Here is a 14,292-nt window from a genome sequence, read left to right as displayed (position 1 = left end):
CGTGCGACAGTCGCCGCCGAGCGGGCAATGGTTGCCGGGTTCACCCCTGGGCGCGGCGGGGGACTCCCATCGCGGGCAGCGGCGCCGGGTGCAGCGGCGTCGTGCGCCAGCGCGCGGTGAAGGTCCGGTCGGCCCGCGAACAGGTCACGTCGAGGTGGTGCGGGGTCTCCAGGAACCCGATGTCGGCCACGAAGGTGTCCGGGTCGGTCCAGCCGCCGTTCGCCGCCGTCGGGACCCGCTGGTCCGTGCCCTCCCGAACGGTCCACCCCGAGGCGTCGAGCCGCACATCGAGCCTCGACGCGCCCTCCGCCAGGGAGAGGGTCCACCCACCGTCGCCGTCGGCGGCGACGGTCACCTCCGCCAGCGCGGGCTGGTCCGCGCAGAGGCCACCGGCCGGGGTGAAGGTCGTGGCCGCTCCGTGGTCCACCGCCGCGAACTTCTCGTACGTCGGCGGAAGTTGGAGGCCGTCGAGCCGCCGCCGCAGGGCCGCGTCGTCGTCCTCGCGGCCGTCGAGGGGCGCGGGGCCGAACGCCGGGAGCAGATGCCGCCATACGAGGTCCAGCACCGCCTGCATCCCCTCGGTGTCCGCGGTCATGGCGACCACCGCGTCGTGTTCGGGCAGCACCAGGCAGAACTGCCCGTACGCCCCGTCGCCCCGGTAGCCGTGGCGGGACCGCCAGAACTGGAACCCGTATCCCTGCTGCCAGTCGGGCTTGGTGCCCGTGCCGTCGTCGTTGGTGATGTGCACCCGGGTCGCCTCGGCCACCCAGGAGGCGGGCAGCAGTTGGCGGCCCTCCCAGACCCCGTCGCCCAGATACAGCAGGCCCAGCCGGGCGAGGGCGTCCGTGGTGGCGAACATGCCGCTGAAACCGAGGTCACGGCCGGGCGGACGCTGGAGCCAGGCCGTCTCCTCGATCCCCAGCGGGTCGAACAGCCGCGGCCGCAGATAGTCCGTGAGCGACTGCCCGGTCACGCGCTGGACGATCGCGGCGAGGCTGTACGTGGCGGGCTGGTTGTAGGCGAAGACGGTACCGGGGTCGCGGTCGGGCGGGGTCAGCAGGAAACCGCGGACGGGCTCGGCCGGGTCGCGGGCGAACGCCTGCTCCCGGGTCTCGGTCAGATGGCCGCTGGCCATGGACGCGACGTGCCGGACGAGCATGGCCCGGCTGCGGGGGTCGGTGATGTCGGCGTCGAACTCGGGGAAGTAGGACAGCACCGTGTCGTCGAGGCTCATCAGCCCCTCGGCCACCGCGAATCCGGCCGCCGTCGCCGTGAAGCTCTTGCTGATGGAGTAGAGCAGATGCGGCCGGTCCGGGGTGTACGGCGCCCACCAGCCGGAGGCGACCACCTGCCCGTGGCGCACGATCATCAGGCTGTGCGGCTCGATGCCGGGCGCCGCCTCCAGCGCGTCGAGGAACGCGCCGACACCGCGCGCGTCCACCCCCTTCGCTGCGGGTGTGCTCTCGGGGAGGGGTCGCGCACTCCGAGCACTCATCGCGTCTCAATCCTCCGTATGCGGTGGGTCGTACACGGCCGGTGGGCTTTCGATCATCGGTGAAGGAGCAGCGCCGCGCCAGGGGATTTCCGGCTGTGCCTGCGGCGGCAGGTGCTCACACCGCCTGGGCCGCCGGCGGCGCGTCCGCGGCGCCCGTCCTGAGGTGCGCGGCGCCCGAGCGCACCGCCCACCCGAACACGCCGAACGCGAGAGCGCCCACCGCGATCGTGTCGTACGGCGCCGGAAGACGGCCGGAACCGCCGAAGGTGCCGAGCCACGACAGCAGCGTCAGCGCGGCGAGGTGGGACACCAGCCAGGCACCGTGCCGCAGCTCGCCGAGCGCGGGGAGTCCGTTTTCGGTGCCGCGCCGCTGGAGCAGGAAGAGCGGGACGCCGACCAGGACGAGGGGCAGCGCGAGCCGCAGGTCGTCCCAGCCGGACCAGAACACGAACTCGCTGGCCACGACGAAGCTGAGCGGTGCGATCCAGCGCACCCCCGGCACCTGCCCTTCCGCCCGGGGCACTCCCCGCTCCCGGTCGTGCGCCCGGAACACCGCGACGGCCACCGCCGAGGCCGCGTAGATGAGCAGATACATGTCGCCCATCACGCTCACGATGTCCTGCCAGCCGCCGAACGGCAGCATGAAGACGACGATGACCGCGAGGTTGAGCAGCAGCGCGCGGTGCGCCATGCCGGACGCGGGGTCGATGCGCATGAAGAAGCGGGGCAGCAGCCCGTTCTTGGCGAGGGCGTAGGTGTGCCGGGCGTTGATCGCCACGCCCACGTAGGCGGAGCCGCCCGGGGAGATCACGGCGTCCGCGTACAGCAGCGTGGCCAGCCAGTGCAGATTGAGGATGAGGGCGAGCTGACCGAAGGGCGACTCGAAGTTGACGCCCTGCCAGCCGTCGCCCAGCGCGGAGTCCGGCACCGTGTACAGGAACGCGAGCTGGAGCCCGAGGTAGACCAGCACGGCGAGGCCGATGCCGGTGAGCACCGCGGCCGGGACGGAACGGCGCGGATTGCGGGCCTCGCCGGAGAAGTCCAGCGGCGCCTGGAACCCGTTGACGGAGTACACGATGCCGCCGCCGGCGAGGGCGGTGAGGCAGGCCGCGTAGCCGTACGGTGCGAAACCGCCGTGTTCGGTGAGGCGCCCGGAGTGGGTGCCCGACAGGAACAGGGCGATCACGGTGACCACGGGGACGACGACCTTGAACACCGACACCAGGTTGTTGAGCCGGGCGAATATCCGCACGGCGAACCAGTTCAGCGCGGTGAGCACGACGCTCAGCGCGACGGCCACGCCGAGTCCCGGGAGGGTGAGGCGGCCGCTGTCGTAGAGCCCCGGCAGATAGTGCGCGGCGTACTGCATGATCGCGCTGATTTCCGCGGCCGTACCGCCGACGGACAGCACGACGGACCAGCCGACCATCGTGCCGACCAGCCGCCCGCTCGCGTACAGCGGCCACCGCACGGTGCCGCCGCCCTCCGGGCGGGTGGCGCCCAGCTCCACCATCACCAGGGCGATCAGGGCGCACAGCACACCCGCCGCGATCCAGGACAGCAGCGCGGCGGGCCCGGCGGTCTGGGCGGCGTACAGGGCCGCGAACAGCCAGCCGGAGCCGAGGATGTTGGAGAACCCGATCGCGGTCAGGCCCCAGAAGCCGAGGTCCTTGTGGAGTCTGCGTTCCTCGGCGAGCACCGCCGGGGCGGCGATGGACTCCGCTGGCTGGTTCTGCGGCACGTGGCACGTCTCCTCGGGGGTGCGGGATTCAACAGGAGCCCAGGGTGCCACGCCCGCCGCGGAGCGCGGTCGCCGGATGCCGTGTGACGTGCGGATACGGGCGAAAACGCCCGTGTCTCACCGGGTCGTACGGCGGCGCATCCTGAGCGGGCCGTAGACGAGGAGCGCCGCGAGGAAGGCGGCGTAGTACGCGAGGTACGGCAGCCCGCACAGCCGGGCCAGCGCGTCACCGCCGAACAGGCCGATGAGGGCGTCCCAGGCGACGGACGACAGCCACTGGAGGACGCCGGGCACGGTGACGGCCCGGCCGAACGCCAGCCGCGCGAGGGGCAGCTGCCCAGCGCCGGTCAGACTGCCCCAGGCGCCCAGGTACGCGGTGCGCACGGCACCGATGAGGGTGCCCAGGACGACGGCGGCCAGCGCGGTGGCGAAGTCCAGGCCGAGGGAGATGCCGACGGTGCCGGTGAACACGCCGGTCATGGTCAGGTTCGGGGCGAACCACACGGTGAACAGGCGCCCCGGCCCGCCGTAGCGGTGGTTTTCCGGAACCGGCGCGATACCGCGCGCCTCGACGCGCAGATCGCCGGGCGCGGTGGGCATCCGCCCGTCGAAGACGGATTCCGCGCCGGTGGTCGCCGGGTCGGTGGCAGCATGCGGCATCGGCATCGATGACATCCCTCCGCCAGTGCTAACTGGTTCAGGTTCGACGGGTGTGATCTCAGCCCCGTGCGGGGCACCCCGTGTCGGTGGAGCGACCTCAGGCTAACCCTTCGCCCCGTGGCCCCGGGGGCGGGCCCGGGCCGGGAGCGCGTCCAGGAACAGCGCCCCGGCCAGCAGCGCGGCACTCCCCCGGGGCGCGATGCCCTGGGCGCGCAGCTCGGCGTCGAGGGCGGCGAGGGCGTCGGCGCCCCGCTCCGTCGCGGCGCCGCCCGCCTCCAACACACCGCGCGCCCCGTCCTGCACCCGCCGCAGGGCGGGCGGCCCCGCCTGGTACAGCGGCCCGGTGTCCTGGAGTGTGCTCATCACGGTGAGCAGCGCGTCGAGCCGGGCCTGTGTCTCGGTGGCGCCCGCGGTCCGCGCCGCGGACAGGGCGTCCAGGGCGCGGCGTACGTGCGGGAACGCGGCCCGCGCCTCACCGCGCGCGCCCGCCGCCCCGTAAGTGGCGGACACCTGCGAGCCCGCCGAGGCCTTGCGCGGGGCGCCACGGTCGGCGTGGGCGGCGAGCTGCCGGGCGGTGGCGGTCAGATCCCCGGGGGCGGCGCCGGGTTCCAGGGCGGCGGCCGCCACCAGCAGCCCCAGCACCCACAGCGCCCCGTGGTGCAGACGGCCGGTGACCGGGCCGCCACCGGCCCGCGCCATGGTCCACTCGGCGCAGCGGCCGATGGCGCCCAGCTCCTCGCGGAGCGCACGCGTCGGCTCGCCGGGGCGCCGGGCGGCGGCGGCCATGGCCGCGAACCCGGGTGCCAGCGACTTGGCCGACCAGCGCAGGGCGAGCAGATCGGTGCCGGTGGCGCGGGCCTGGAGGTCGCGGGTGTCCGCGAGGCCCGGTTTGGGGGTCAGCTCCGCCTGGGAGATCAGGGCTCGTACGGCGGTCTGCGCCAGTGCGTCGTCCGTGGAGCGCGTCGTGGGCATGCCCGGAGAGTAGGGGGCGAACCTTTCCCGGGCCTGGGTCGTTCCTGTGACCCCGCTGTGGGCGTCACGTCCGCCCCCGCTGTGGGCGTCACGTCAGTGCGATTCGCGGGCGACGAAGGATCCGCGGGTGCCGGTGAGGAAGTCCAGTCCGGCGCCGCGGTCGGCCTGTTCGACGTGGTCGCGGTAGATCTGCTCCCATCCGCCGGTGGCCGGTGGCGCGGCGGCGGTCACCGGTTGCCGTGCGGCGAGTTCCTCGTCGGGGACGTCCAGCCTCAGCAGGCGCCGCTCGACGTCCAGCTCTATCCAGTCGCCGGTCCGTACCAGCCCGAGCGGGCCGCCCGCCGCCGACTCGGGCGCGATGTGCAGGACGACGGTGCCGAAGGCGGTTCCGCTCATCCGCGCGTCGCTGATCCGCACCATGTCCCGCACTCCGGCCCGGAGCACCGCGGGCGGCAGGGGCATGTTTCCCACCTCGGGCATGCCGGGGTAGCCGCGCGGTCCGCAGCCGCGCAGGACCAGCACATCCGACGCGTCGACGTCCAGGTCCGGGTCGTCGATCCGGGTACGGAAGTCCTCGATCCCGTCGAACACCACGGCGCGGCCCCGGTGGCTGAGCAGCTCCGGTGTCGCGGCGGCGGGCTTGATGACGGCTCCGTCGGGACAGAGGTTGCCGCGCAGCACGGCGAGCCCGGCCCGGTGGGCGATCGGCTCGTCCGCGGTGCGGATGACGGTGGTGTCGGTACTGGACAGGCCGGACAGCTGCTCGGTGAGGGGGCGGCCGGAGACGGTGAGCGCCGGTTCCAGGTGGTCCCTGATCTCCCCGAGGACGGCGTCCAGGCCACCGGCGCGGTGGAAGTCCTCCATGAGGTGGGATCCGGCGGGCTGCACATCGGCGAGCAGGGGGATCCCGCGGCCCGCGCGGTCGATGTCGTCCAGGCCGAAGTCCGCCCCGACCCGGCGGGCGAGGGCCAGCAGATGGACGACCGCGTTGGTGGAGCCGCCGATGGCGGCCACCGCGCGCACCGCGTTCCGCAGCGCCTCCGCGGTCAGGACGGCGCTGGGCCGCAGGTCCTCGCGCACCATGTCGACGATGCGGTTGCCCGCGGCGTGGGACAGCTCCAGCAGCCGGCTGTCGGGGGCGGGGAGCCCCGCGTTGCCGGGCAGGGTCATGCCCAGCGCCTCGGCGGCACAGGCCATGGTGGACGCCGTGCCCATGGTGTTGCAGTGTCCCCGGCTGCGGATCATCGCCGACTCGGCGCGGCGCAGCTCGGAGCGGTCCATGCGGCCCGCCCGCACCTCCTCGCTCAGCTCCCACACCCCGGTGCCACAGCCCAGCGGGCGGCCCTTCCACGCGCCGTTCAGCATGGGGCCGCCGGTGACCATCAGGGTGGGCAGGTCGACCGACGCGGCGCCCAGCAGCAGGGACGGTACGGTCTTGTCGCAGCCGCCGAGCAGGACCACGCCGTCGACGGGGTTGGCCCGGATGAGTTCCTCGGTCACCATCGCGGCGAGGTCGCGGAAGAACATCGCGGTCGGTCGCAGCAGGGTCTCCCCCAGCGACGGCACCGGAAGCTCCAGCGGCACCCCGCCGGACTCCCACACGCCCCGTTTCACATGGTCGGCTATTTCGCGGAAGTGGCTGTTGCAGGGGGTGAGTTCGGACCAGGTGTTGCAGATGACGATCTGCGGTCGTCCGTCGAAGGCGTGGTCGGGGAGGCCGCGCCGCATCCAGGCACGGTGGATGAACGCGTCGCGGGAGTCACCCTCGTACCACTGCCGCGACCGGTGCGTGCCACTCATACGAACCTTCCGATCTCTTCGACGACCGTGCGGGGGAACGCTGCCCACCCCGGGTGGGTTTCAGGCCCGGCGCCGGGCCTCGTCCAGATAGTGGAGCACGGCGGCCACGCGCCGCTCGGTGCGGTCGGTGGGGGCCAGTCCGAGCTTGGCGAAGATGTTGCGGATGTGCTTGTGGACGGCGCCTTCGGTGACCACGAGCCGCCGACGGGGTCCGCGACGGCGGCCCGCAGCCGCCGCGGACCGGGCTCCGGGACGAGGATTTCCGGGCCCCACCGGGACAGCCGGGCGCGTTCCCGGGCGCTGGTGCTGACCCCGGAGGCGCGGGGCGTCCTCGACCTGGATGTGCGCGACGGCAGCCTGGCGAGGCTGACGGGCGCCACCGTCGCCGTCTCCACCGATGCCGCCGGGTCGCGCGGCGCACCCGGGGCGGCGAGGTGGAGCTGGTGCTCGGCGACGGCGCCCGGGTCACCGCCCGGGTGGTGGCCACGTACGCGCGCGGCCTCGGCTTCGGGCCCGTGGTGCTCTCCAGGGACCTGGCCACCGGACACACCACGGCGGGCCTCGACCAGAGCGTGCTGATCCGTACCGACGGCACCGGGGAGGCCCGGCACCGGGTGGCCGCACTGGCCGCGGACCGGCCGGGCCTGGCCCTGGACGACGACCGTTCCGGACCCCGGCCCGGCGGGGTGGGCGGCACCGCGCCCGAGCTGTGGATCAACGTCGCGGTGCTCGCCGTGCTGCTCGGCTACCTCCTGCTCGGGATCGCCAACAAGCTGATCGCCACCACCACCCAGCGGCGCACCGAACTCGCCGCGCTGCGGCTGATCGGCGCCACACCGCGCCAGATCCGGGCGATGATGCGCCGCGAGGCGGCGCTGATCTCCGGGCTGGCGCTGGCCACCGGGCTGGTGCTGTCCGTCGTCCCCCTGGCGCTGCTGTCCGCCGGTTTCCTCCACCGCCCGTGGCCCGCGGGTCCGCCGTGGCTCGCGCCGGTCGTCGCGGTCGTGTTGGCGGGCATCGCGTTCCTCACCGTCGAGCTGCCGACCCGTCAGGCGCTGCGCGTTCCGCCCGCGCACGCGCTCTCCCGCGCCTGACGGGCGGGGCGGTGGCGTGGTCAGTCCTGGCAGATCCCGTTCTCCCAGGCCCAGGCGGCGATTTCGACGCGGTTGCGGGCGGCGAGCTTGCGCTGCACGTTGCCGAGGTGGGTCTTGACCGTGGAGAGGGTGACGTAGAGGTCGGCGGCCACTTCCTCGTTGGTACGGCCCCGGGCCACCCGGCGTACGACGTCCAGTTCGCGCTGGGTCAGCGGCTCGGTCAGCGCGTCCGGGCGCCCGCCCCCCGCCGTACGGTCCGGCCGGGCCTCGGAGGGGGCGGGGGCTCGGCGGTAGGGCGCCATCTGCGCGAGGAGGCGGACGGTCACCGAGGGGGAGATCAGCGAGTTGCCCGCCGCGGCGGCCCGCACCGCTTCGGTGAGCAGCCCGGGGGCCCCGTCCTTGAGGAGGAAGCCGCACGCGCCGTTGCGCAGCGCGCGGTAGACGTATTCGTCGAGGTCGAAGGTGGTGGCGATGAGGACGTTCAGCGGGTCGGGAACGTCGGGCCCGGCGAGCAGCCGGGTGGCCTCCAGACCGTCCAGCCGGGGCATGCGGATGTCCAGGAGGCAGACGTCGGGGCGCAGCTCGCGGGCCTGGTCGACCGCCTCGGTGCCGTCCGCCGCCTGGGCCACGACCCGCATGTCCGGCTGGGAGTCGATGATCATGCGGAACGCGGCGCGGACCATCTCCTGGTCGTCGGCGAGGAGCACCCGGATCGTCATACCCGACATGATCGCAGGCGCCCGGACTGTCGTGTGGAGAACCCTAGGCCAGCGGCAGGACGGCCTGCACGTGCCAGCCGCCGCCGTCCCGCGGGCCGGTGGTGAATCGGCCCCCGGCCCGCTCGATCCGTTCGGTCAGCCCGACCAGGCCGTAGCCGCCCCCGTTCCACGCGCCGCCGCCCGTCTCGGCACCGCCGCGGCCGTCGTCGGCCACCGACACCTCCAGTTGCTCCGGGTCGCCGGGGCACAGCGTGACCCGCACCTCGACCCGCCCGGCTCCCGCGGCGTGTTTGCGGACGTTGGTCAGGGACTCCTGCACCACGCGGTGGACCGCGGTGGTGATCTCGGGCGGCAGCGGGCGGTCGGTGAGCCGCGGGTCGAGGGTCAGTCCGGCGGAGGGTCCCGCCGCGGAGAAGTCCCGGGTGAGGGCCCGTAGTCCGGCCAGGCCGCCGGTGGGGCTGGTGGCGGCGGGGGCGGAGGGGTCCCGCAGGCTGGAGACCATGGCGCGCATCGACCCGAGCGCCTGCGATCCGGCCCGCTCGATGTGGGCGAGCATCTGGTCCAGGTCCTCCGGGGACTGGGTGTGACCGGCCGCGGCGGTGAAGCGCGCGGCCTTGGTCTGGGCGACGATCGCGGTGACGTGGTGCGCCACGAAGTCGTGCAACTCCCGTGCGTGTTCGAGTCGTTGGGTCTGGAGGAGGGCCTCGCGCTCGCGGGCCCGCAGCGCGTCGTAGAGGCGCAGGCACAGCCCCAGCACCACCATGAACGGCACACAGGCCACGATCAGGCCGATCACGCTGCCGAGGTTTTCGCCCCGTTCGGCGATGCGCAGCGGAAGAACGACGGCGGCGAAGGCCGGGGCCGCGGGGAGCAGGGTGGCCGACAGCGGGGAACAGCGCCGCACGGCGCGGGTGATGAGCCACAGCAGGACGCTCAGCTCCACCAGTCCCGGGGTGTTCTCGGGACGCCGGGGCAGCCCCGTGTCCACGAGGGTCAGCGCGCAGGAGACGGCCGTCGCGAGCAGGGTGCACCGGATGAAGAGGCGGTGCGGCACGGCGAGGGCGGCCAGGCACAGCGTCCCGGACACCGTCGTCGCCAAGGCCACCAGCGGATAGGGGGCGTTCAGCCCCTCCAGGGCCACGAGGACGACGGACACGGCGCCGACCACGCACAGCTGGACTTGCCGGAGGCGGGAGCGGGCCCGGAACTCGGTGATCATGGCCCTTCACGGTACGGCCGTGCCGCCCGCGCCACATCAGCCTTTCGGCCGAGGGAGGGCCGCGGCCCGTTTCGGTCATCCAGTGGATCCGCCGGACCGTGCCGCGCCGGAAGGATCGAACCCGCTCGTACACTTCCCCTTCCGAAGGCCCGCCGATGCTCCGCACCGCTCTGCGCACCCTCCGCTCCCACCGGCTCCGCTTCGCGATGCCCGCCCTCGCCGTGCTGCTCGGCGTGGCGTTCGTGACCGGCTCGCTGCTCTACGGCGACTCGGTGAAGGCGGCCGTCGCCCGGGCACAGACCAACTCCCAGCCCGATGTGTCGGTGAAGGTCGAGCCGGACTCCCCCGACGAGGCCTCCCGGCTCGACGGCACCCTGCTGCGACGGCTGCGGCAGCTGCCCTCGGCGGCCGCGGCCCGCGGTGAGGTGGAGGGCCCCTCCTTCGTCGCGGGCTCCGACGGCTCCCTGGTGGGTGAGCTGTCCAGGGCCGCGGGCGTCACCTACGTTCCCGGCGACCGTGGCGAGGACGTCCGGTATCCGCTCGTCTCGGGCCATGGCCCCCGTACGGCCGGGGAAGTCGCCATGGACCGGCGGACGGTCGAGCGGGCCGGGTACCGGGTGGGCGGCCGGGCGCGCGTCGTGGTGGGCGGCACGGCCCGCAGCGTCCGGCTGGTCGGGGCCTTCACCGCCCACGACAGCCGGTTGGACGCGGGCGGCACCCTCACCGCCTTCGACGCCGCCACCGCCCAGCGGTACTTCGCCCCCGCCCCGGGCAGCTACTCGGCGATCACCCTGACCGCGGCGGACGGCACGTCGGACGCGCAACTCGCCGATGCCGTACGGAAGGTGCTGCCGTCCGGTGTCGAGGCGGCCACCCGGGCGGAGCTGGAGTCCCTGGCCACGGACGCCTCCGGGGACGGGGACAAGCTCACGACGCTGCTGCTGAGCTTCGCCGGTGTCGCCCTGTTCGTCTCCACCTTCCTGGTCGCCAACACCTTCACCATGCTCAGCGCCGCCCGCGCCCGGGAACACGCGCTGCTGCGGGCCGTCGGCGCGAGCCGGGGCCAGGTGATGCGCCGGGTGCTGACGGAAGCCGCCCTGGTCGGAACGGCCGCCTCGATCGCCGGATACGCGCTGGGCACCGGCGTCGCGACGCTGCTGGGCGACCTGTTCGGCGTCACCGGAGGACCGGCCGCCCCGCTGCGGCTGCTGTCCGTCACGCCCCTGGTCGCGGCGTTCGCGGTGGGCATCGGCGTCACCGTCCTGTCGGCCTGGCTTCCGGCCCGTCGCGCCGCGGCCGTACCCCCGGTGGCGGCGCTGCGCACGGTCGAGCCGTCCACGGCCACCTCGCTGCGCCGCCGCACCCTCCTCGGCGTGGCCGTCACGGTGTGCGGTGTGCTGCTGCTGGGTGCCGCCGTCGGCGAGACGGATGTCCTCTTCGGCGCCGTACCCGTCCTGCTCATCGGCCTGATCGTCCTCACCCCGCTGCTCGCTCTGGGCGTCACCGCGCTGCTGCGCCGCCCGCTGACCCGGCTGGCGGGCATCCGCGGCAAGCTCGCCGTGGAGAACGCCCGCCGCAACCCCCGGCGTACGGCGGCCACCGCGACCACCCTCATGGTCGGCCTCGCGATGGCCACCGCGGTCACGGTGGCCGTGGCCTCGGTGAATCGCCTGGAGGAACAGGAGGTCGACCGCTCCATGACCTCGGACCTGCGCGTCACGGCCGTCGACTTCGCGGAGGTCGGCGACGACACCGCCGCGCGGGTGGCACGGCTCGCGGACGCCGACGCCGTCACCGCCCTCGTGCAGACCTACTTCGACCTGTCCGGCCACGACACCGTCCCGGTCACCGCCGTCAACCCGGCCACGGTGGAACGGCTGGCGCCGATCACCGTCCGGAAGGGCTCGCTGGACCGCCTCGACCACGGCATCGCCATCACCGAGGAGCTGGCCGCCGACCGCGGATGGCGGCTCGGCTCCCGCGTCAGCGGCGCCTTCACCGGCACGGATGAGCGGACCAGCCTGCCCGTCGTCGCGATCTACGACGGCCCGGAGAGCATGACGCCCACCCTCGTGTCCGACCGGTCCCTGCCGCGCCCGGCCGGTGGCGAGCGCCGGTTCTCCGTCGAATCGGTCCTGGTCAAGGCCGCTCCGGGCCGTACGGCGGCGCTCCAGCGGGAGATCCGGCGCACCCTGGACAACCCCGCGCTGCTGGTCCAGGACCGCGCCGACGCGCGGGTGGCGGCCACCGCGCGGACCGGCCCGTTCCTGAACATCATGTACGCCATGCTGAGCGTCACCGTGCTGATCGGCGCCCTCGGAGTGGTGAACACCATGGGCATGGCCGTCTTCGAACGGGTCCGGGAAATCGGCATGCTCCGCGCCATCGGGCTGGACCGCCGGGGTGTGGCCTCCGTCCTGCGCATCGAAGCGGTGACCATCTCCCTCTTCGGCTCCGCGCTCGGCGTCGCCGTCGGCAGCGTCATCGGCGCGGTGGCCGTCCGCGGCCAGGAGAGTATGCCGCTGGTCATCCCCTGGGACAGGGCGGCCCTGTTCTTCGTGGCGGCCGCCGTGATCGGTGTGCTCGCCTCGCTGTGGCCGGGGCGCCAGGCCGCGCGCGTACCGATGCTGAAGGCCATCGGCTCGGACGCCTCGTAGCGCCCGCGCGGGGCGGTGGCTCACGGACGTATCCTGAAGCTGAGGTACCGCGACCGGTGAGCGCGGGAGGTTGCGATGACCGTCGCCGAGAGCCTCCGCCCCTGCAAGGCGGACACGCCCCGGTATCTGCCCATCGCGGAGCACGGCCTGATCGGCGATCTGCGGACGGCCGCGCTCGTGGGCACGAACGGCACGATCGACTGGTACTGCCCCACCCGCTTCGACGCGCCCAGCGTCTTCGCGTCGATCCTGGACGCCGACCGCGGCGGTGCGTTCGGGCTGGCCCCGGACGCGCCCGCCCGGACGAAGCAGTTCTACTTCCCCGACACCAACATCCTCATCACCCGCTTCTTCGCGGACGACGGTGTCGCCGAGGTCCAGGACTTCATGCCGGTCGAGGACGACTCCCGCGAGGCCGACCGGCACCGGCTGATCCGCCGGGTGCTGTGCGTCCGCGGGTCGCTGCCGTTCACCGCGCGGGTGGCGCCGCGCTTCGACTACGGGCGGCAGACGCACACGGTGAGCGTCCGGCAGGGCGGTCTCACGGTGTTCGACTCCCCGGGTCTGTCCCTCGCGCTGACGTCCAGCGTCACGGTGGAGACCGACGGCCGTGACGCGGTGTCCTCGTTCAAGCTGATCGAGGGCGAGGTGGCGGTCTTCGCGCTCGACCGGATCGGCGGCGAGGTGCGGCCGCGGCCGTGTCCGCTGGCCGAGGCGGAGGCGCTGTTCAACGCCACGGTGCGGTACTGGCGCCGCTGGCTCTCGCAGTCCCGGTACCGCGGACGGTGGCGGGAGATGGTGCACCGCTCGGCGCTCACCCTCAAGCTGCTCACCTACGCGCCGACCGGCGCCATCGTGGCGGCCCCGACGGCCAGTCTGCCCGAGCAGATCGGCGGGGAACGCAACTGGGACTACCGGTACGTCTGGATCCGCGACGCCGCGTTCTGCATCTACGCGCTGCTGCGGCTCGGTTTCACCGACGAGGCCGAGGCGTTCGTGCGCTTCCTGTCCGAGGACATCCGGCTGCGGGACGGCCCCGGCGGGCCGCTCCAGATCATGTACGGCATCGACGGCCGCAGCGAACTCACCGAGCAGGAACTGTCCCATCTGGAGGGCCATCTGGGCTCGGCCCCGGTCCGGTCCGGCAACGGGGCCGTCGACCAGCTCCAACTGGACATCTACGGTGCGCTGGTGGACTCCCTCTATCTTTACGACAAGTGGGGAAAGCCACTGGCGAGCGACCACTGGGACACCGTCTGCGAACTGGTCGACTGGGTCTGTGAGCACTGGGACCAGCCGGACATGAGCGTCTGGGAGACCCGTGCAGGACCCCAGTGCTTCCTGTACTCACGGCTGATGTGCTGGGTCGCGATCGAGCGCGCGATGCGCATCGCCACCCACCGCGGGCTGCCCGCGAACATGCCCCGCTGGTCGCGCACCCGCGACCAGATCTACCGCCGGATCATGCGGCGCGGCTGGTCCCCGAAGCGGCACGCGTTCGTGCAGCACGAGGGCGACGATGTGCTCGACGCCTCCGTACTGATGATGCCGCTGGCCAAGTTCATCTCCCCCGCCGACCCCAAGTGGCTGTCCACCCTGGACGCGCTGGGCGAGGAGCTGGTGTCCGACTCGCTGGTCTACCGCTACGACCCCCAGGCCAGCCCGGACGGGCTGCGCGGAGAAGAGGGCACCTTCTCGATCTGCTCGTTCTGGTACGTCGAGGCGCTGTCCCGGGCCGGGAGGCTGGACGAGGCGCGGCTCGCGTTCGAGAAGATGCTGACGTACGCCAACCACTGCGGGCTGTACGCCGAGGAGATCGGCCGCACCGGTGAGCAGATCGGCAACTTCCCGCAGGCGTTCACCCATCTCGCGCTCATCAGCGCCGCGTTCAACCTGGACCGTGCCCTGGGGTGACCTGGGGGCAGTCGTACACGG

General features: G+C 73.4%; 9 protein-coding genes, 2 pseudogenes and 1 riboswitch. Of the genes and pseudogenes, 3 read left to right on the top strand and 8 right to left on the bottom strand.

The features are described 5' to 3' along the window. Positions 1-40 precede the first annotated feature (40 nt). The 6 genes and pseudogenes from LCH29_RS02600 to LCH29_RS02575 form a co-directional block, all read right to left on the bottom strand. On the bottom strand, positions 41-1,495 hold the full coding sequence (locus LCH29_RS02600) for a serine hydrolase domain-containing protein (protein ID WP_446460024.1): 1,455 nt from the start codon (positions 1,493-1,495) through the stop codon (positions 41-43). Positions 1,496-1,610: 115 nt separating this feature from the next. Continuing rightward, positions 1,611-3,236, bottom strand: coding sequence for an APC family permease (locus tag LCH29_RS02595; RefSeq protein WP_446460023.1), 1,626 nt, complete (start codon positions 3,234-3,236; stop codon positions 1,611-1,613). 144 nt (positions 3,237-3,380) lie between these two features. Next, positions 3,381-3,902 (bottom strand): annotated as a pseudogene (locus LCH29_RS02590) (cytosine permease); the annotation flags it as partial. After that, positions 3,894-3,987: riboswitch (TPP riboswitch) on the bottom strand. (Overlaps the previous pseudogene by 9 nt.) Before the next feature lie 11 nt (positions 3,988-3,998). Continuing rightward, on the bottom strand, positions 3,999-4,868 hold the full coding sequence (locus tag LCH29_RS02585) for a triphosphoribosyl-dephospho-CoA synthase (protein WP_446460022.1): 870 nt from the start codon (positions 4,866-4,868) through the stop codon (positions 3,999-4,001). 93 nt (positions 4,869-4,961) lie between these two features. After that, on the bottom strand, positions 4,962-6,668 hold the full coding sequence (locus LCH29_RS02580; RefSeq protein ID WP_446460021.1) for an IlvD/Edd family dehydratase: 1,707 nt from the start codon (positions 6,666-6,668) through the stop codon (positions 4,962-4,964). A gap of 60 nt (positions 6,669-6,728) precedes the next feature. Further along, positions 6,729-6,869, bottom strand: a pseudogene (locus LCH29_RS02575) (DNA-binding response regulator); the annotation flags it as partial. 242 nt (positions 6,870-7,111) lie between these two features. Between LCH29_RS02575 and LCH29_RS02570 the strand changes: the two are divergent. After that, a complete protein-coding gene (locus LCH29_RS02570; protein WP_446460020.1) occupies positions 7,112-7,762 on the top strand; it encodes an ABC transporter permease in 651 nt (216 codons plus the stop codon). 20 nt (positions 7,763-7,782) lie between these two features. Here the strand turns inward: LCH29_RS02570 and LCH29_RS02565 are convergent, their stop codons facing one another. Together LCH29_RS02565 and LCH29_RS02560 are read right to left on the bottom strand one after the other, a co-directional pair. Beyond that, complete coding sequence (locus tag LCH29_RS02565; RefSeq protein WP_446460019.1) at positions 7,783-8,490, bottom strand: response regulator; 708 nt, start codon at positions 8,488-8,490, stop codon at positions 7,783-7,785. Between the two features lie 34 nt (positions 8,491-8,524). Next, a complete protein-coding gene (locus tag LCH29_RS02560; RefSeq protein WP_446460018.1) occupies positions 8,525-9,700 on the bottom strand; it encodes a sensor histidine kinase in 1,176 nt (391 codons plus the stop codon). 155 nt (positions 9,701-9,855) lie between these two features. Here LCH29_RS02560 and LCH29_RS02555 point away from each other — a divergent pair, with 155 nt between their 5' ends. Further along, positions 9,856-12,357 carry an ABC transporter permease gene (locus LCH29_RS02555; RefSeq protein WP_446460017.1) on the top strand — a complete coding sequence of 834 codons (2,502 nt, stop codon included), beginning with the start codon at positions 9,856-9,858 and terminating at the stop codon, positions 12,355-12,357. A gap of 75 nt (positions 12,358-12,432) precedes the next feature. Further along, the gene (locus LCH29_RS02550; RefSeq protein ID WP_446460016.1) at positions 12,433-14,271 is read left to right on the top strand and encodes a glycoside hydrolase family 15 protein; all 1,839 of its coding nucleotides are present in this window, start codon (positions 12,433-12,435) and stop codon (positions 14,269-14,271) included. Positions 14,272-14,292 lie beyond the last annotated feature (21 nt).

The organism is Streptomyces sp. BRA346, from assembly GCF_052851135.1.
The sequence above is the reverse complement of the archived record's forward strand: the minus strand, read 5'-3'. Positions and strand labels throughout refer to the sequence as shown.

Excerpts from the sequence above, each read along its gene's own strand:
- LCH29_RS02565 (WP_446460019.1), bottom strand. The coding sequence starts at position 8,490 with ATGTCGGGTATGACGATCCGGGTGCTCCTCGCCGACGACCAGGAGATG.
- LCH29_RS02585 (WP_446460022.1), bottom strand. The coding sequence starts at position 4,868 with ATGCCCACGACGCGCTCCACGGACGACGCACTGGCGCAGACCGCCGTA.
- LCH29_RS02550 (WP_446460016.1), top strand. The coding sequence starts at position 12,433 with ATGACCGTCGCCGAGAGCCTCCGCCCCTGCAAGGCGGACACGCCCCGG.
- LCH29_RS02600 (WP_446460024.1), bottom strand. The coding sequence starts at position 1,495 with ATGAGTGCTCGGAGTGCGCGACCCCTCCCCGAGAGCACACCCGCAGCG.
- LCH29_RS02580 (WP_446460021.1), bottom strand. The coding sequence starts at position 6,668 with ATGAGTGGCACGCACCGGTCGCGGCAGTGGTACGAGGGTGACTCCCGC.
- LCH29_RS02560 (WP_446460018.1), bottom strand. The coding sequence starts at position 9,700 with ATGATCACCGAGTTCCGGGCCCGCTCCCGCCTCCGGCAAGTCCAGCTG.
- LCH29_RS02555 (WP_446460017.1), top strand. The coding sequence starts at position 9,856 with ATGCTCCGCACCGCTCTGCGCACCCTCCGCTCCCACCGGCTCCGCTTC.